Raw genomic sequence first — 17,382 nt, 5'->3', positions numbered from 1 at the left:
TCTCAGAACAGTTCGTCTTCCTGCTGGGACTTCGTCGAGCGGCGCGTGTACACCGTGCCGATCACTTTCCCCATTTCCTGGTCGGTATCGAGGCAGGTCGTACAGCCGTCACCTTCCGTCTTGTAGCTCTCGACGTGCACCTCGAAACCCATGCCCCGATACGCTTCGGCGATCTCCGACAGGCGCGGTTCGCCAATCGTCGTCAGGCGCTTCCAGCCTTCCCGCAACAGGCGCTCCTCGACGTCCTCTTCGCGTACGGCGGACGCCAGCTTGATCGGGATCGTCTTCTTCGTGCTCATTGCGGAACCCTCCGTCATCGCCGGGAACATGCTCTTCTCCTTACCAGGAATGCTTGATCGCGCCCGGCGTACAGGCGGTGGTACAGGGCAGGCTGGTGTAGCCGCCCGCGGGCTTGCACCCTGCGCAGTCGTAGGCCAGCGCGCGCGTGCACTCCTTCTTCACCCACGCCACTTCGTCGTCATAGTCGTCGGTGATGATTTCGAACATGTTCTTGGGGCACGCGGTCAGGCAAGCCCGATCCGCGGCACAGTCGATGCACTTGTCCGTATCGATGCTGATGTAATACTCGCCGGAGCCGTCCTTGTATCCGTAGTTCGCGATCATTTTTTCCCTCCTCGGGCACTTAGTAGGTCCCTTCCCCTTCAAGGGGAAGGACAGGATGGGGATGGGTCTCGCATCCGCCGAATAACCCATCCCCACCCCAACCCTCCCCTTGAAGGGGAGGGAGAGGCCTTGCGCCGATTACTTGGCGGCCTGCTTCTGCATCAGCGTGTAGCCGAACAGCGCCGCGCCCAGCGCGCCGGCGATCTGGCTGTCGATCTTGGTCTCGACTTGCTTGATGCCCAGCAGCCGCTCGATCCGCTTCACGACGCCCGGGTTCTTCGCGATGCCGCCGGTGATGAAGAAGCCTTCCTCGACACCGATCCGCTCCAGCAGGCTCACGACGCGCTCGGCCATCGCCTGGCAGTAAGCGGCGATAACCATGTTCTTCGTGTAGCCGGCCTTCAGCAGACCCAGCGCTTCGGACTTCGCGAACACGACGCAGATTGACGACACCGCTTCCGGTTCGGTTTCCACGTCGAACGAGCGCGGGCCCAGTTCGGCGATGGGGATCTGCATCAGGTCGGAGATGACTTCCATGCCGCGGCCGGTACCGGCTGCGCACTTGTCGTTCATCAGGAAGTTCGTGACCTTGCCCTTCTCGTCGCAGTGGATGGCCTTGCAGTCCTGGCCGCCCATGTCGAGGATGGTGCGCACCTTGTTGCCGCCCATGTAGTTGGCGCCGCGGGCATGGCACGCGATCTCGGTGATCGCCTTGTGGGCGAAGGGCACGTTCACCCGGCCGTAGCCGGTGCCGACGACATAGTTGATGTCCTCGAGCTTCATGCCGATCTTGTCCATGATGCCCTGCAGGGCGTTCTTGGCCGAGTCCGGCGAGTTATTGCCGGTGCGCATGCTGTTGTAGCCATACAGCTCGCCGTCACAGACCAGCACCGCCTGCGAGGACACCGAGCCGACGTCGATACCGCAGGTGATGATCTTGGCGTCCTTCCAGTTCTTCGTCTCGTCGAACCAGGTGTTTTCCTGCCAGCGCCAGAATTCCTTCTTCTCGGGGGCGGCGGTGGCGGCAGCAACTTCTGCATTCATTTGATCGCTCCTTTATCCGTGTCGTTTCGCGTATCGGTTCAGTGCTGGCGTTCGGCCGCAATCAGCGCGCAGCCGATGGCGCTGACGAATTCCGGCATTTCCGGCAGCAGCACCTGATCAACGTCCATCGCGCTCTTCAGCGACTGGACGAAACCGGGGTTGTGCCCCATACCGCCGATCAGCACGACGTTGCCTTCGATACCCACACGGCGCACCATCGCGCACACCCGGCTTGCCACCGCGTCGAGCACCGCCTTGGCGATGTCTTCCTTCGGCGTCGAGGAGTGGATCAGCGACACCACTTCCGACTCCGCGAACACCGTGCATTGCGCGTTCATCGGGATGCTCTTGTCGGAGCGCAGGCTGGCTTCGCCGAATTCCTTGAGCGACAGCTGCAGCGCGCGGCTCATCGCCTCGGCGAAGGAGCCGGCGCCAGCGGCGCACTTCTCGTTGCCAGCGAAGTCGATCGCCTTGCCGGCCGGATCCGTCTTGATACCGCGACCTTCCTCGGCACCGACGTCCACCACGGTGCGGGCCTGCGGATACATGAACACCGCACCACGCGCCCCGGCAGTCATCTCGGTGACGCCTTCGTTCGCGAAGGCGACCTGGCCGCGGCCGGCGCCGGTGGCGAAGATCGACTTCACTTGGTCACGGCTCACGCCTGCCTCGGCGAGTGCAGCGTCGAAGGCGGCCTCGGCAGCCTGGTCGGCGTCGAGATCACCCGGCATCATCAGATGCGCCTTCTTCACAGCGAAGCTCGGCTCCTTGGCCCCTTCCACCTTGATTTGTTCCAGCAGCACCACCTTGACGCTGCGGGAGCCCATATCGATTCCAGCGGTAATCATTCTCGTCTCCTCTTCGCTCTGTTTCAGATCAGGCGGCCTGACGGCGCACGCCAAGCTGTTCCATGAAGGCGTCGACCCGTGCCTGAGTACGCACTTCGTCGAACTCGCGCTCGTCGCCCATGTTTCCTTCGAACGTCATCACCGGAGTACCCGATTTCGCGATCGCGAGGCGGTTTTCCATGATGCCGACCGACAGACCTTCGCAACCGCGGTTCAAGTGCAGCATCACGCCATCGACCTGCCATTCCTTGATGATGCGCAGCATCATGTCGCTCTTGATGGTCGGATCGTAGAAGTGCTGCCATTGCGGCTTCGACAGGTTCCAGTCGGCATACAGGCGGACTGCGGTATCGCGGTCGTTGATTTCGATACCCTTGTCCCACGGCAGGGTGCGACCACCCCAGGAACCGTCCGGCTTGTCTTCCCAGATACCTTCCAACGCGAAGGTGTAGAGCGAGCCGATCGACACCGCACCGTAGGTCTCGAGGTAGCGGAAGATTTTCAGGAAGGACCAGGGCGGCTGCGTATCCGTCATCAGGCGGATCGCCTCGTTCGGCACCGCGGCGATGCCGCGGGCGACGCGGTCCTTCACTTCCTCGTACAGCTCGTCCATGAAGTCCGCGCACCACTGCGACGACTTCGACAGCGTGCAGAGCACGTACAGCGAATACATCGTCTTCTCGTCGAGCGGCGCGGGCTTCACCTTGTTCAGCGCGCAGATGTCCGCCCAGCGGGAGGTCGAACGCATCTCGTTCTTCACCGCCTTGATGAACAGCTCGTCATCGAACTTGCGGCCGCTGGCCTTCTCGACGAACGCGATGCCGTCGTGCAGCTGGTTGGCGACGTAGTCGAGGCGGGCGTCCGTCATGTCCCTGTAAGGACCGACGCCGACGTCGAGGTAGAACTCGGGGATCTTCTCTTCCTTCGCGACGTGCTGGTACCACTTGGAGTGCGAGCAGCAGATCTGCGTCTGGAACACGAAGTCGGGCTTCGGGAACTCGCCGCCGAAGGCGTACTTGTTCAGGTGCATGCCACCCCAGTAGATCCGCATGTACGAGCACAGGTCACGGGCGAAACCGTAGGCTTCGGCCGCGTCCATGCACTCCTTCGCGAACTTGCGGTCGTGGGCGACGGCGGCGGCATAAGGCTCGCCGGTCAGCGAATAGACGTCCTCACCGAGACCGGCGGGAATGGCGTCGAGCGCCCACGCCGAGCCGGACCAGCGGATGCCGCCCTTCTCCTTCGCCCGCGCGTAGTTCATGTAGTACTGCTCGCGCAGTTCCTTCGCCTTGCCCCAGAGCTTCAGCTGCTCGGTCGGATACTTGTTTGCCATTGCGTTCATCGTTAGCTCCGCAGTCTCGGTTCAGAACAGTTCTTCTTCGCTCAGCGTCTCGAGGAATGCCTCGATGCGGATGCGGAAGGGGCCGATCGGGTTCGTGATGTCGAACTCGAGGAACAACGTCGGAATGCCGTTTTCTTCGAGATGACGCTTCAGATCCGGGTAATCGCCCTCGTGCGGATCGCAGAACTTCTGCTGCAGGAAGATCGCGCCTTCGACGTTGTATTCCTTGGCCATGCCAAGAACGTGATCGAAGCGGGTGTGGGCCGGATAATCCTTGGTCGGACAGGCCGGACGATCGCAGTAGCGCTCGGCGATCGCCTTGATGACATCACCCTCCGGCTTCGATGCATTCCAGAAGTAACGGCTGCCGGAGCACTGGTCATCGATGACGATGGTCGCACCGACCGACTCCACCATGCCCATGAACGCGATGTCGTCGTTCTCGGAACCGATAGTCATGAAGCGCGCGCCCGTCTTGCGCTCGACCTTGCGGTTCGGCAGCGCAGCGAGAGTCTTCTTCAGCATCTCGTTGTGCTCGCGCTTGTCGATGAACTGCGCAGTCAGCGATGCGTACAGCGCTTCGACGCCGGTCACCTTCGGGTCGGCTGCCTTGCGGTATTCATACAGCTCGCGCAGCAGGCGGCGGTTCTCGTCGCACACGGCGAGCGCATCGCTCAGCATCGCGTCGGTGATTTCCTTGCCGGTCAGCGTCTGCAGGAACACGCGGAAGGCCTGCACTTCCTCGTAATGAGCCTTGCGGGCATGCGGCGACTGGACTTCGTTGGGCATCGGCACGTAGTAGTCCCACTTCACGGTGGGGACGTGCAGGCGCCACGAACCGAAGGTCTGGCGATACTGGATACACGACTGGGTCAGCGTGACGCCTTCCGCGTAGTCGAAGCGGCCCAGCAGGCCCTGTGCGAGCGAGTCGCGGCAGAACGGGCAGAACATGCCGAAGATGTGCGGCTCGGTCACGTTTTGCGGCTCGTGCGCACCGAGGACGCGCACCGGCAGCATGCCGGCCGCGATCAGCAGCTCTTCCGGCGTGTAGGTACACATCGTTGCAACAACCTGGCCACCTGTCCGCACCTTCCAGTCGCGTGCATAATCGTGGCGCTTCTCGTACCAGGTCTTGAACTGGTCGAACAAACCATCGCTCATCGAACTATCTCCTCTGATGTGTTGCGGATCCCGTCCCTGAGTCCGCCTTTGCTGCATTATTTTGCCGTTAATGCATGATGTCGCATGTTACGCACTGCAGTGCAGGCGATGTTGATCTAAGTCAAATGTCAGGCACGTTTGCATGCACTTGATTGCATTTTTTGCATGGAAAACTGCAATCTTTCTTGCCGCAACGCAGCATGAAATGCATTTTGTTGCATTGCAACACGCAGTAAAACGCGAGGCTCGGGAGAGCGAACGCGAGCGGAAACCGCTCTCGAACGCAGTCCGGAAAGGGCTTGCTGGAAATGAGGGAATGTCGAGAGAGAAGCCGGGAGCGCCTGATGCAGCATGCTGCACTGCGTCAGCTGTTTATCCGAAGATTTACGGGTCCGGGGGCGCCTTGCTGTCCGCTCGGGCGGCTTTGGGCATTGTTCCTGACCCGACGCGCATCAAACTGCATGCGCTTAGTCAGGCGCCAATCAAGAAGCGCCGTTCGCCCGGACCTTGTCGAAGTGCCATCGCAGCGCTTCGACATACTCGGCCCGAGCGGTATCTACTTGCCGGATCATTGATGCACGCTCAGCGTGCCAGGACTTCGAGGATGTCCAGGAAGGATTGCTCGACCGTTCGGCCGGATGTATCGATGATGGCGTCCGCCTTGCTGTACATGGTCGTCCGGCCGGCCAGGATGCGTTTCAAGTCATCCATCGCCTCCTGGTTTCCGTGCATGGGGCGGTAGTCTCCCTGTTCCATGACGCGGGCCATGTGCTCCTCCGGGGATGCGCACAGCCAGATCGTGAAGCACGATGACAGCAGCAGATCGAAGTTGGCCGGCTCGGACACGATGCTGCCGCCCGCGATCAGCACAAACGCCTCGTTGCTTGCGACCACCGACTCCAGCCCGCGACGCTCGTAGCGGCGGTATGCCGTCTGGCCATACAGCGAAAAGATTTCGGACAGATCGGCCCCTGCTTCCTGTTCGATCACTTTCGCGAGCTCGAGGAAGGGCACGCCGAGGTGCTCGGCCAGCATCGTCCCCAGCGTGGTCTTCCCCGCCCCGCGCAAGCCGATGAAGGCGATGCGCTGCCTGCGCGCGCTTCGCCCCGAAGATTCGAGCTCATTCTGGAGCAGCCGGCGCGCCCATTCATGCGTCTTGGGCGGAAAACGGCTCAGGTACTGAATCAGCAGCGTCAACTCGGGAGACTGCTCCGCCTCCTCGCGCACGAGGTCGACGATGGGAAAGCCGAGCCCCTGCGCGATCTGGCGCAAGAGGATGATGGAGATATTGCCGTGCCCCGTTTCCAGTTGGGCAAGGTAACGCTCCGACACCCCGGACTGCTGCGCCAGCATCTTGCGCGTCATTCCCCGCTGCGCTCGCAGGTCGCGAATGCGGTCGCCCAACATCAGCAGGTAGTTGTTCTCTTCTAACGACAGGTCCGGGCGTTTGAGCCGTGATGAGTTCTCATCGTTGGACATCGGGGCTACCCCTATTTGTGCGGCAATAAAGTGCCGATGAATTATAGTGCTCAAGGTTGGGCGCGATTGCAACATGCGGATGAGTTGTCGGGCATCCGTAGTAACCGCAAAATTGCCCGCGAGCGCTCTCACGCCTAAGCAGGAGACGCCGGATAATGCATATGGCATCATTCATGACTACACCGGCAGATGAACGTCATGAACCGCGAAAAACTGCATATCCTCGCCGTCATTGCGACGGTTTCCACCTTCTTCGCGCCCGCCTGTCCGGCACAGGTGTTCAAGTGCGTGTCCGGTAGCGGGCAGCCAAGCTATCAGGCACTCCCGTGCGAAAACGACGGAGCACACATGGATCTTTCCGTGCGCGATCCCGTACCGGCTGAACAAGCGGCCGCACGGACCCGGGCACGCAAGGAACAGCGTTTCGTCACCGAAATCGAATCCGCGCGGGAAGTCGCACGGCGCAACGCTCGAGCCGAGCTCAAGCAGCGCGACGACGAGCGGCAGGCACATGCAGCACGCTGTGCGAGCTACCAGGAGCGTGCGGAACGGGCCGAGGCGGACGCCAGACAGCACCTGCGACGAAACCGCTACAAGCGCGATCACGAATTGCGTGCACGCACGCTGCGGGACCGCTACTTCAGCGAATGTCTCGCTGCCGAATGAACCTCTACTTGCTCGTCTTTTCCTCGACGATGCGCCACTTGCCCGCCACGTTGTCGAGCACGACGGTCTTCCGATCAACGGATTTCAGCGCATCGCTGCGGTAGTCCTGACGGAACTGCGCGACTGCACGACTACCGTCGACGAGGATTTTCACGTCCGAGAGTTTTACGTCGATGGAAGATGCACCGCCGATACGTTCCCGGCGCAGCGCACGCCATCGCTCCAGCGGGCGACCATCGGCCGGACGGAAGTCGGAAGCGTAATGGCTCAGATAGGCGTCGATGTTGCGTGCAGACCAGGCGCCAGCCCAGGCATCCAGAGCATCCTGGACGGACGTCTCGGCGCCTTGCGGACTAGCCGGAGCAGCGTATTCGGCGGGTGGAACCTCGCCTTGCCGCATGTCCACGCCGGAAGTCAGCCCCGCCTCCGCCTGCACGGGCTGGACCGGCAGCGCCTTCACGGGGCCCTTGGCCTCCGCTTCGTCGAACATGCCACCGATTCGTTCCACGCCGATCCGCACGGGATCGATGCTGTATGTCGTGAAATCCATCAGTTCCATGAGAGCCGTGCGCCCTTTCGCATTGCGCAGACGGCCGTCGGCACCCGCCTTGATCAGCGCATCGACGATCGCGACGTCGGACGCCCTGCGCGGGCGCATCGCCAGAAGATGCATGGCCGAATTGCCCGCCGCATCCGCGGCGTCCGGATTCGCGCCGGCGGCCAGCAAGGCTTCGACGATGTCCTTGTCGCCGCGCTGCGCCGCGTGATGGAGCGCCGTGCGTCCCTGCAGCGGCTTGCGCGGGTCCGTCGCTGCGAGGTCGCCGCCTTCGACAATGCGGGCGTGCAAGCGGAACAAGTCGCCGCAGGCCGCCGCGTCGATCAAGGTACGCGGCAACGCACCCGACTGCGGACAGGAGACGCGGGCAACGGGACGGAAATCGGGCCGGAATGGTTTGCCGAACGCGTTGCTCCCAACCATTGCGAGTGCCAGACCGTTGAACCCGAACAGCGCGATGCCGGCGAACCCCCTGATTGCGCTCAGGTTTGCGCGGCGATGCAAGGCTTGAGGTTGCATTTTGCGTCCTCGCGCAATCGTCAGACGTAGCGGGCCATGCGCGCGAGCACGCGCTCGCGGCCGAGAACCTCGAGTACGGCGTCGATTGCCGGGGTCTGGGGCACGCCCAAGGTCGCGACGCGGAGCGGAATGGCGACCTGGGGCATCTTCAGGCCATGCTCGGCCATCGTGTCCTTGATCGCCTGATTGAGCGCGGCCTTCTCCCACGGCGCGGATTCCAGACGCGCCTTCAGGCCGGCAAGCGCGGAGCGTGCGCCGTCGGTGAGGTGCTGGGCGATGAGTTCGGGTGCCGGATGCACTTCGACGCAGTACAGCTCCACAGAGTCGGCCAGTTCGTTGAGGTTGGCGACGCGTTCCTTGTACAGCGCGATAATCGACTCCAGCTCAGGCCCGGCTTCGGGATCGACACCGCGGCGAGCGAGGCGGCGCGAGACTTCGGCCGCAAGGCGAGCGTTGTCGGCCTGCTTGATGTAGTGCGCGTTCAACCAGTTGAGCTTCTCGGTGTTGAACTGCGCGGCCGACGGCGTGATGTGGTCGAGATCGAACCATTCGACGAACTGCTCGCGCGAGAAGATCTCGTCGTCGCCGTGGCTCCAGCCCAGTCGACCGAGGTAATTCACGACCGCCTCCGGCAGATAGCCGTCATCGTCGTACTGCATCACACTGACCGCGCCATGCCGCTTCGACAGCTTGGTGCCGTCGTCGCCGAGGATCATCGACAGGTGGGCGTACAGCGGGACCTGGGCGCCGAGCGCCTGCAGGATGTTGATCTGCCGCGGGGTGTTGTTGACGTGGTCGTCGCCGCGGATGACGTGCGTGATGCCCATGTCGAGGTCGTCAACGACGACGCAGAAGTTGTAGGTCGGGGTGCCGTCGGCGCGGGCGATCACGAGATCGTCGAGTTCCGTGTTGGCGATCTCGATGCGCCCCTTGACCAGATCGTCCCAGGCAACGACGCCCCCTGCGGGATTGCGGAAGCGCACGACCGGCTTCACGCCCTCGGGAGGCGTCGGCAGGACCTTGCCCGCTTCGGGGCGCCAGCGGCCGTCGTAACGCGGCTTCTCCCCGCGCGCACGCTGCTCCTCGCGAATGCGGTCCAGTTCCTCCGTCGAGGTGTAGCAGTGATAGGCGGTACCGGCGGCCAGCATCTGCTGGATGACTTCCTTGTACCGGGCCATCCGCTGCATCTGGTAGAACGGTCCCTCGTCGGCATCGAGACCCAGCCAGGCCATGCCGTCGAGGATCGCCTGCACCGCTTCGGGCGTCGAGCGCGCGACGTCGGTGTCCTCGATGCGGAGGATGAAGGTACCGCCGTGACGACGCGCAAAGGCCCACGAGAAGAGCGCGGTGCGCGCGCCGCCGATATGGAGGTAGCCGGTGGGGCTGGGGGCGAAACGGGTGCGAACGTTGGAAGCCATCGATGAGGACTCTGGGCCGGATCTAAAGACGCGGATTCTACGCCATTGGCCCTCCTCCACGGCGCGGAGGCGATGACGGGAGCAATCCGTACGCAAAACAACAAAGGCCCTGGAACCGAAGCTCCAGGGCCTTGCATTGTGGTGGGCGGTACTGGGATCGAACCAGTGACCCCTGCCGTGTGAAGGCAGTGCTCTACCGCTGAGCTAACCGCCCGGAATTCCGTGCGTCTTCGTCATCGACTGGTGGGCGGTACTGGGATCGAACCAGTGACCCCTGCCGTGTGAAGGCAGTGCTCTACCGCTGAGCTAACCGCCCAGTGTGGCGAAGAGGCGCGATTGTAGAGGGACGGGAATTCCTTCGTCAAGCATGCGACGAGACTTTGCGACGAAGACTTCGTTCGACCCCGCGTCGTGGGCGGTTTCGCAGCCCGAATCGCGGCGCATGCCTTCGCGGTCTCGCGGCAGACACCCGAGTCATGCCAGAATCGCGCTGCGTCCCTCGACGGACGTTGCAGAAAAAATAACGAGGAGACATCGATGGGAGTGGTTTTCGCCAAGACGGCGAACGGGCAGGACGAAATTGCCAGCCGCAGCGGGGGGCTGTCGCCCCGCGTGCGCCGGGTGCTGATTCTGGTGGACGGCCGAAAGACGGTCACCGAACTTCGTGATCTGGTGGCGGCCGACGATCTGACCCATACCTTGGGTGCGCTCGAGGAGCTCGGTCTGATCGAGGTGCGCAACGCGGATTCGGCGAGTGGCGGTGGCGACAAGCCTGCCGGCCCCCTGCCGTCGATCACGGCCTTCCGCGAGCTGCCGGCGAATCGCCAGCCGAAGGAACTCGAGATGGCGCGCAACTTCATGATCAACACGCTGAAGAATTTCTGCAGCCTGTATGGCCCGATATCGTTGATGAGCAACATCAACGCAGCATCCTCGCATGAAGAGCTGCGCGAACTTTACCCGGAGTGGTACCGGCTCATCGTCGATAGCCGCTCCGGTCGGCGCAGCGCGGAAGATCTGCGCAAGGATCTGCTGAAGGTGCTCTGAGGCGCTTCAGTCCACCCATGACGATGGCAGGGCCGCGATCGCGGGCTTGGGAAGGCGCACGAGATCGGTCCACATCGGGAGTTCTGCGAGCGCATCCATTGCGAGCTTGCGGGTTTCTTCCGGCGTCAGGTCGAGAATGGCGGCGCGCAGGTAGATCGTCGCCACCGAATCCGGATCGGGTTGCGCAGCCAGGCAGGTATCGGCGAGCTTCGTCGCCAGCTGCAGGCCGCAGGCGAGCCGATAGGAACGGGAATCGGGTTCGAAGCCGCCGCCCTCGGGGTCGCATTGCCAGTACACGACGTCTGCGAGCGAGGTCGGCAGTCCCCAGTCGGCCAGCAGGACGGCGGACAACTCGTGACGGTCGAACCCGAAGGTGGCAATTTCGACGGTTTCGACCGAATCCGTCCCGCGCGCGGCCTGCTCCAGTGTCAGGTCGTAGGTCGCGGGCGCTCCCGTGGCGAATGCGAGCGTGCCGATCTCGCTCAGCAGCCCGAGGGTGAACGCTTCCGCTCCGGGCAGATCTCCCCGGTGGTGGGCCAGCGTTTCCATCACGGCCGCATTGAGCAGCGACGAGGTCCAGAAGGCGTTGTAGTCGAAGCGCTTCGACGTGACCTTCGGGCGATTCGTGACCAGGGACAGCGCGACTGCGTGCGCGCGCACGATGTTCATGCCCAGTCGGATGACTGCCTGCTGCAGGTCGAGCGAACGCTCCGTCCGGCCGAAGCGCGCGGCTGAAGCGGCACGCAGGACGAAGCCCGACAGCGCGGGGTCGGAGCGGATCACACGCACGACGGCATCGATGCGCACCTCGGGATCGCGTGCAAGTTCGATGAGTTGCAGCGCCGCGCCGCGCGGGCTGGGCAGCTCGTCGGCAGCGAGCAGGAAGTCGCGGATGTTTCCGGTTACCTGGCCACGGTCTCGCTGATTGCTGGCTGAATTCATTCCCGTTACCTCTCGTGCAGCGCAGTCGGGCGAAGGTTTCCGCCGTATCGCCGGCGCCATCGCCCGACTGCTGGATTCTCGTTCATTTCGTGCCGGTTCGAGCGCCCCGGCGATCAGCTGCGCAATTCGTCGAGCACGTCATCCACGACACGGTCCAGGAGGGGTTCCTGATCGGCCGTCGATGCCTCCCCGTTCGCGAAGCGCCGCGTGAGTTCGGCCCGCGTCAGGGCAAGCGCGCGCTGTCCCTGGCGGTTCGCGAACAGGTACATGGTCCGCGCGGGACTGATCCAGGTGAGACGTACGCGACGCACCTCGCCGGATTCGTCCTTGAGTTCCACCCAGGTGCCGCGGGTGAGAAGGTCGAGCTCCAGCATCTCCGGTGTGGGCTCTTCGCCGACGGGCTGAAGGCCGGGCAAGGGCCCGGTGGGCCGCGCCGGCGCATTAGGCGCCGGGCGCACCGGAGCCGGCGCGGGTGCGACCGGGGCTTTCAGGGCTGCCGCATGGCATTTGACGAGCTCTGAAAAGAACGCCTTCTGACGTGCTTCGTCTATGCCGGCACCCGTCATGCTCGCCTTCAGGTTGCGCAGGATCACCGGGAGCTGCTTCACCATGCGCTGGCGTTCTTCCATGCTCTCTTTGGGAAGGACGCTCCACACGAGTTCGCCGACCGCGGAGACCGCGTTCGTCCAGCGCTCGCTGTTGGCGGGCGGCGCCGCCGTGGCGCCGCTCTCGAGGGCGGCATGCGCCAGCACCCTCGTCCACGTGTCGCGAATGAAGTCGCGCACGACTTCAGGTATTTCCTCGTTCCCGAGGTGGGCTGCCAGCGCGTCCTCGCCGACCTGACGGGCGAGCTCGATGCGCTCGCGTTCGCGCAGGCGCTCCGTCAGCGTCGCCGCGCGTGCGTCCGCATAGCGTTCCTGCTCGGCGAGATAGTTCTCGAGCTCCTGCAGGCAGCCTGCGAAAACGCCGGGGTCGTCCGCGAACTGGTTCTGTATGCGGACGACGATGCCTTCGGCAATACGGTAGAGGGTGCTGTCCTCGCTCAGGGGGCCGTCCCACGTGACGCTTGCCTGGGCCAGCGAATTGATCAGCCGGCGCGCGGGATGGGTGCGGTTCGAGAAGAAGCCGTGATCCATCATGGCCAGCTTCAGCACGGGGATCTGCAGGCGGCCGATCAACCCCTTCATGGCGTCGGGAACGCGCGAGTCGTCGAAGATGTAGTCGAACAGCGTGGCGACGACGTCGATGACGATGCCGTCGACGGAACTCGCCTGCTTGCTGAGGCCGGCTTCGATCAGGGCGCTGATGACGTTGCCGGTGGCCTGACCATCCGCCGGAAGCGCGAAGTTTTGCCCGCCGAACTGCAGGTCGCCCCGTCCCTGTTGCAGGCCATCCAGCAGTTGCATGAGGTCGGTCGTGCCTGCGCGCTGCCGCCAGTCGGCCTTGTCGGCCGCTGCGGCCCTGGCCGTGAAGATCTCCTTCACGACATCGGACGGATCGGGCTCGCCGGGAAGCGTCGCGCTCTTGCGCACGGCCATGCGCTGCGAGGCCTTGCCGCGTCGCGCCCGCGGCCGGACATTGGGCATCACGCGACGCGCAACGAGCAGCGCATTGACATCGTGATAAACGGTGGAAAGCTCGCCTGCAAGCCGGCCGATGAGTAGTTCGAGGGCGGTGGCACGCAGCCCCCCGGACGCCTCCTGCGTCCAGCAGATGTCCTTGAGCGCTTCGCAGATTGCGGTCGGACCGATGGGGTTCGTGGTGTTGTCGATGTCGCTCTCGCCAAGCATGAAGGCGACTCGGGTCTGGAGGTCCTGGTTTTCCGCTTCGCACGCCCGTTCGAGTCGGGTCGCGAGATTCTTCACCGCCAGGGTCTCGTCGATCTCGGTCTCGCCGACGAGCGAAAGTTCCGGAAAGAAGCCGTTTTCGCTCTCATAGAACGAGCCGCCCACGTTCGAGGTCTTCGCGCGCTCCTGAAACTGATCGTCGAAGCCGGCGCTGAAGGCGCGATCGATATCGGCGCCGATGCCGCGCAGGAGTACCTGCAACTCGATCAGTTTTTGCGCTTCCTCGGCGTTCTTGACGCTCAGCCGGCGAGCCTGGACCTCATCGCCGAGCTCGCCGACTGCCCGGGCAAGCGCTTCGCGTACGCGCTGGCTGACGAAGTCGCGACATTCGAGCAGAACCCCCTGATGCGGACGGAACGCATCGGGAGCTCCGGTCTGGCGCGATGGTTGAAGGTTGGTCACGAGATGCTCCGCTTTGATGGCGGTACGGGACAATGGCGATTACTGTCGCCGGACTCTGGGCGAATCTCAAACGTGGTCAGTTTGACACATTTCATTCGCCCCTTCGATGCTTCAAACGACGCTGCGACGGGGCATTCCGGCAACACGCGTGCAAGCTGGCAGGAATGGCGGGCGCGTACCGGCGCTTGGACGCCTTCTCTATACTTACGGCTCCGCAAGTCATCTCTTTAACGATTTCCTCATGCCACGAATCAAGGTCGAACTACCCGAGCTTTTCACCTTCGCCACCGAAATCCCCGTGCAGGCACAGCACATCAACGGCGCCGGCCATGTCGACAATGCGCAGATGGTGGTTCTGATATCGGGCGCACGGGAGGCCTATTTCATCGGTCTCGGCTACAACCAGAACAATGTCGAGGGGCTCGGCACGGTGATCACCGATGCGGCGTTCCAGTACATCTCGGAAGCCTTCGAAGGCGAGACGCTGGTCTTCCGGCTCACAGCCAACGATTTCAACAAGTACGGCGGCGACATCGTCTGCCGCGTCAGCGACCGCGAAACCGGGCGCGAGGTTGCACGGGCGAAGCTGGGTTTCGTGTTTTTCGACTACACGGGACGCAAAGTCGCGCCGGTTCCTCCGCGTTTCCTGGAGCGCGTAAGCGCCGCCTGAAGCGGCACGCCGGATTCAGCCCGGATCGAGGCGCAGGATCCGCCCCTCCGTCTCGTCGAGGAGGTAGAGCCTGCCGTCCGGCCCCTGGCGCACATCGCGGATGCGGCTACCCAGCTCCGTCAGCAGGCGCTCCTCGCGGACGAATTTTTCGCCGTCCAGTTCGATCCGCACGAGGAGTTGACCGCGCAGGGCGCCGACGAAGAGGCTGCCCTTCCACTTCGGAAACACGTCGCCCGTATAGAACGTCATTCCCGAGGGCGCGATCGACGGGATCCAGTACCTGACCGGCGGCACGACGTCGGCCCGTTGCGTCCCATCCCCGATGCTGAATCCGGTGACGTATTCCTTGCCGTACGTGATCACCGGCCAGCCGTAATTGGCTCCGCCACGGACGACATTGACCTCGTCACCGCCCTGGGGTCCGTGCTCATGAGCCCACAGCTTGCCCGTGACGGGGTGCAGCGCCACGCCCTGCACGTTGCGGTGGCCGTAGGACCAGATTTCGGGCAATGCGCCGGTCTTGCCGACAAATGGGTTGTCGGGCGGGATGGCGCCGTCGGGCCGGATGCGGACGATCTTGCCGAGATGACTGCCCAGGTCCTGAGCGCTGTCGCGATAGGCGTGGCGGTCGCCCAGCGTGACGAAGAGCTTGCCGTCGCGGTCGAACACGAGTCGCGACCCCCAGTGATTGCGGCCGTCCGGATCGTCGCGCTGGGCGAACACGACCTCGACGTTCTGCAGGCTGCGGGAGGATTCGTCCAGCCGCGCCCGCGCAACGGCGGTGCGGGCACCTTTCTGGGTCGGCTGCGCGAAGGACAGCCAGATGAGGCGGTCGCGAGCGAAATCGGGCCCGACGACGACGTCGAGCAACCCGCCCTGCCCGCTCGCATGGACGCGCGGAACATTCTGGATCGGTGCCGACAGCTTGCCGTCCGGCGTCACGACGCGCAGCCGTCCGGCGCGCTCGGTGACGAGCATGTTTCCGTCGGGCAGAAAGGCGAGCGACCAGGGGGTTTCGAGCCCGCGCGCGACCTCGGTGACGCGGACCGGCCCGGCCTCGCTACGGACCACCGTTTGCGCGCATGTCGCGGGCGACAGCCAAAGGGTAGAGACCATCAGCACCGAACCAATGCAGCGTGCAAGGCGTGCGTTGCAGCCCGAACCATCGACGCCTGGCGTGGCGTGAAGCGATGAGAACCACCTCATGGAGCCCCCTTCCCATTCGAACAATTGGTTATTGGCCTGGTACGAGCCCGGATAGCGATTTGACGGGCATCAATGAGACGACGGCAGCCTTGCTGAGATCCTTGGAACATGACCGAAGTTGCCGGATGGCGCGCCCCGGCGCAAGCCACCCGGCAAATGCCGCCAACACACGAAAGGATAAGAGGTCTCGAATGCGGTTTCCGGAATTTTTTACCGACGTGCGTCGGATCGAAGTGCGCGACCCGCTGGCGGCCTTTCTCGGCGCGAGCGAGGGCGGCGTGATCGCGTACGGGTACGAGGATGCGGTGAAGCTCGCCGGCCATTCCTGCCCCACCGTCGCGTCGGCATACATGGTCTGCGTGCATGCACTGCAGGCACTCTATCCGGATCAACTGCCCGAGCGTGGCGGCGTCAGGGTCGCGTTCCGCGGACGCGTCGACGAGGGCGTCACGGGGGTGATCGCGAGCGTCGTCACGTTGCTGACCGGTGCCGCGCACGACGGCGGGTTCAAGGGGCTGGGGGGCCGCTTCGTGCGCCGCGGCCTGCTGGACTTCGCCGCTGAGCTGCCTCTGGCGATGCGCTTTACGCGCCTGGACACGGGGGCGGCCGTCGACGCGCAAACGGACCTGTCGTCGGTGCCGGCCGACCCGGAAATGCCCGAACTGCTGGGGCGCTGCCTGCATGCGCCGGGCGATAGCGAACTCGCGGCGCGCTTCGGACGCCTCTGGCAGGACAGGGTGCGCCGGATCCTGCTCGAGCATTGCGACGACCCGGCGGTATTCAGCATCAGGCCGGTCGCGTGATTCCGCTGCCGGCGGACGAAGCGGAGCGTTTTCGACGCCGGATATGCTAGCCTCGGGGTCATTGCCCCGACCGTTTCCGCCGATGGACACCCCCGCGTTGCCCGAACTGCTTGTCGTCTGCCTGTGCGCCGAATGGTGCGGTACGTGCCGCGAATACCGCGCCGGATTCGAGGCGCTCGCGGCGAAATGGCCGCAGGCTGCTTTCCATTGGGTGGATGTGGAGGACGATGCCGACGTGGCGGGCGACCTCGACATCGAGAACTTCCCCACGCTGCTGATCCAGCGCGGCGATCTGGTGCAGTTCTTCGGCACGATGCTGCCGCAGCACGTATTCCTGCAACGCACGCTGGAAACCCTGGCCGCCCTCGGCGATGACGAGGCGCGTGCGTATGCCTTCGCCAATGACGAGCGGCGAGGCTGGCAGCAGGAGTGCAATCTTCGCCCGGCGCTCGAGACGCATCTCGCACGCAAGGCGGCCTGAACCCCTCCTCCCGTTTCACCGCCATGGCCGTCCAGCCCGCCGACCGCAAGCGCTGCGTTTCGTGCAAACGCTGGGGCGGCGCGCGCAAGCCCGGAGCGAATCCGGGCGAGGTCGAGTACGAGGACGATGCCCGCGGACCGTGCAACGAGGGGCCGTGGCACGGCACCCTGCGCAGTCCCCGCAATGCCTGCGGACAGTGGGTCATGTGGGCGGAACTGAAGCTCCCCGACGCCTGAGCGCAACGCCGAAAAGATCGGCAAATCCTGATATTGCAGTGCAGCTTGCATTCCGTTGCGCGGGCGGGTAGTTTTCGCGCCGCTCCGTATA

At 63.9% G+C, this 17,382-nt stretch carries 18 protein-coding genes and 2 tRNA genes; 6 read left to right on the top strand and 14 right to left on the bottom strand.

Going from position 1 to position 17,382, the window contains the following annotated elements; all coding sequences use genetic code 11:
• Positions 1–2: 2 nt before the first annotated feature.
• The 7 genes from AzCIB_RS07985 to AzCIB_RS07955 form a co-directional block, all read right to left on the bottom strand.
• Positions 3–299: a hypothetical protein gene (locus AzCIB_RS07985; protein WP_232299388.1), complete on the bottom strand. Its 297-nt coding sequence runs from the start codon at positions 297–299 to the stop codon at positions 3–5.
• A gap of 40 nt (positions 300–339) precedes the next feature.
• Positions 340–624: a ferredoxin gene (locus AzCIB_RS07980; protein WP_050415407.1), complete on the bottom strand. Its 285-nt coding sequence runs from the start codon at positions 622–624 to the stop codon at positions 340–342.
• Between the two features lie 138 nt (positions 625–762).
• On the bottom strand, positions 763–1,668 hold the full coding sequence (gene bzdQ, locus AzCIB_RS07975; RefSeq protein ID WP_050415406.1) for a benzoyl-CoA reductase, bzd-type, subunit Q: 906 nt from the start codon (positions 1,666–1,668) through the stop codon (positions 763–765).
• Between the two features lie 38 nt (positions 1,669–1,706).
• Complete coding sequence (locus tag AzCIB_RS07970; protein WP_050415405.1) at positions 1,707–2,516, bottom strand: acyl-CoA dehydratase activase; 810 nt, start codon at positions 2,514–2,516, stop codon at positions 1,707–1,709.
• A gap of 28 nt (positions 2,517–2,544) precedes the next feature.
• The gene (bzdO, locus tag AzCIB_RS07965; RefSeq protein WP_224792950.1) at positions 2,545–3,858 is read right to left on the bottom strand and encodes a benzoyl-CoA reductase, bzd-type, subunit O; all 1,314 of its coding nucleotides are present in this window, start codon (positions 3,856–3,858) and stop codon (positions 2,545–2,547) included.
• Between the two features lie 21 nt (positions 3,859–3,879).
• Positions 3,880–5,019 (bottom strand): benzoyl-CoA reductase, bzd-type, subunit N, encoded by a 1,140-nt coding sequence (bzdN, locus tag AzCIB_RS07960; protein ID WP_050415404.1) that lies wholly within the window; start codon positions 5,017–5,019, stop codon positions 3,880–3,882.
• Positions 5,020–5,601: 582 nt separating this feature from the next.
• Positions 5,602–6,573, bottom strand: coding sequence for a helix-turn-helix transcriptional regulator (locus AzCIB_RS07955; protein ID WP_232299387.1), 972 nt, complete (start codon positions 6,571–6,573; stop codon positions 5,602–5,604).
• Between the two features lie 123 nt (positions 6,574–6,696).
• Between AzCIB_RS07955 and AzCIB_RS07950 the strand changes: the two genes are divergently transcribed.
• Positions 6,697–7,164: a DUF4124 domain-containing protein gene (locus tag AzCIB_RS07950; RefSeq protein ID WP_157058450.1), complete on the top strand. Its 468-nt coding sequence runs from the start codon at positions 6,697–6,699 to the stop codon at positions 7,162–7,164.
• Positions 7,165–7,168: 4 nt separating this feature from the next.
• Here the strand turns inward: AzCIB_RS07950 and AzCIB_RS07945 are convergent, their stop codons facing one another.
• The 4 genes from AzCIB_RS07945 to AzCIB_RS07930 form a co-directional block, all read right to left on the bottom strand.
• Positions 7,169–8,047: a L,D-transpeptidase Cds6 family protein gene (locus tag AzCIB_RS07945; protein ID WP_198149641.1), complete on the bottom strand. Its 879-nt coding sequence runs from the start codon at positions 8,045–8,047 to the stop codon at positions 7,169–7,171.
• A 212-nt stretch (positions 8,048–8,259) separates the two neighbouring features.
• A complete protein-coding gene (gltX, locus tag AzCIB_RS07940; protein ID WP_050415400.1) occupies positions 8,260–9,657 on the bottom strand; it encodes a glutamate--tRNA ligase in 1,398 nt (465 codons plus the stop codon).
• Positions 9,658–9,796: 139 nt separating this feature from the next.
• Positions 9,797–9,871 (bottom strand) — tRNA-Val (locus AzCIB_RS07935).
• A 27-nt stretch (positions 9,872–9,898) separates the two neighbouring features.
• Positions 9,899–9,973: transfer RNA gene (locus AzCIB_RS07930), tRNA-Val, on the bottom strand.
• 221 nt (positions 9,974–10,194) lie between these two features.
• On the opposite strand from AzCIB_RS07930, the gene AzCIB_RS07925 reads away from it, so the two are divergent.
• Positions 10,195–10,704, top strand: a complete 510-nt coding sequence (locus tag AzCIB_RS07925) for a hypothetical protein (protein ID WP_050415399.1) — start codon at positions 10,195–10,197, stop codon at positions 10,702–10,704.
• Between the two features lie 6 nt (positions 10,705–10,710).
• Here AzCIB_RS07925 and AzCIB_RS07920 read toward each other — a convergent pair whose 3' ends face one another.
• Positions 10,711–11,646 carry an HDOD domain-containing protein gene (locus AzCIB_RS07920; protein ID WP_050415398.1) on the bottom strand — a complete coding sequence of 312 codons (936 nt, stop codon included), beginning with the start codon at positions 11,644–11,646 and terminating at the stop codon, positions 10,711–10,713.
• A 113-nt stretch (positions 11,647–11,759) separates the two neighbouring features.
• A complete protein-coding gene (locus AzCIB_RS07915; protein WP_232299386.1) occupies positions 11,760–13,895 on the bottom strand; it encodes a DUF1631 domain-containing protein in 2,136 nt (711 codons plus the stop codon).
• Between the two features lie 241 nt (positions 13,896–14,136).
• On the opposite strand from AzCIB_RS07915, the gene AzCIB_RS07910 reads away from it, so the two are divergent.
• Positions 14,137–14,565 carry an acyl-CoA thioesterase gene (locus tag AzCIB_RS07910; RefSeq protein WP_050415396.1) on the top strand — a complete coding sequence of 143 codons (429 nt, stop codon included), beginning with the start codon at positions 14,137–14,139 and terminating at the stop codon, positions 14,563–14,565.
• A gap of 15 nt (positions 14,566–14,580) precedes the next feature.
• On the opposite strand, the gene AzCIB_RS07905 is transcribed toward AzCIB_RS07910, so the two are convergent.
• Positions 14,581–15,681, bottom strand: coding sequence for a PQQ-dependent sugar dehydrogenase (locus AzCIB_RS07905; RefSeq protein WP_050415395.1), 1,101 nt, complete (start codon positions 15,679–15,681; stop codon positions 14,581–14,583).
• Between the two features lie 281 nt (positions 15,682–15,962).
• On the opposite strand from AzCIB_RS07905, the gene AzCIB_RS07900 reads away from it, so the two are divergent.
• From AzCIB_RS07900 to AzCIB_RS07890, 3 genes are all read left to right on the top strand, one after another.
• Positions 15,963–16,574 carry a hypothetical protein gene (locus AzCIB_RS07900; protein WP_050415394.1) on the top strand — a complete coding sequence of 204 codons (612 nt, stop codon included), beginning with the start codon at positions 15,963–15,965 and terminating at the stop codon, positions 16,572–16,574.
• Positions 16,575–16,656: 82 nt separating this feature from the next.
• Positions 16,657–17,055, top strand: a complete 399-nt coding sequence (locus AzCIB_RS07895; RefSeq protein WP_050415393.1) for a thioredoxin family protein — start codon at positions 16,657–16,659, stop codon at positions 17,053–17,055.
• Between the two features lie 23 nt (positions 17,056–17,078).
• Positions 17,079–17,291, top strand: coding sequence for a hypothetical protein (locus AzCIB_RS07890; RefSeq protein WP_050415392.1), 213 nt, complete (start codon positions 17,079–17,081; stop codon positions 17,289–17,291).
• Positions 17,292–17,382: the final 91 nt, after the last annotated feature.

Source organism: Azoarcus sp. CIB, from assembly GCF_001190925.1.
In the GTDB taxonomy this organism is placed as follows: domain Bacteria; phylum Pseudomonadota; class Gammaproteobacteria; order Burkholderiales; family Rhodocyclaceae; genus Aromatoleum.
Note: the sequence above shows the minus strand (reverse complement) of the source record. Positions and strands in the feature narration are given on the sequence as shown.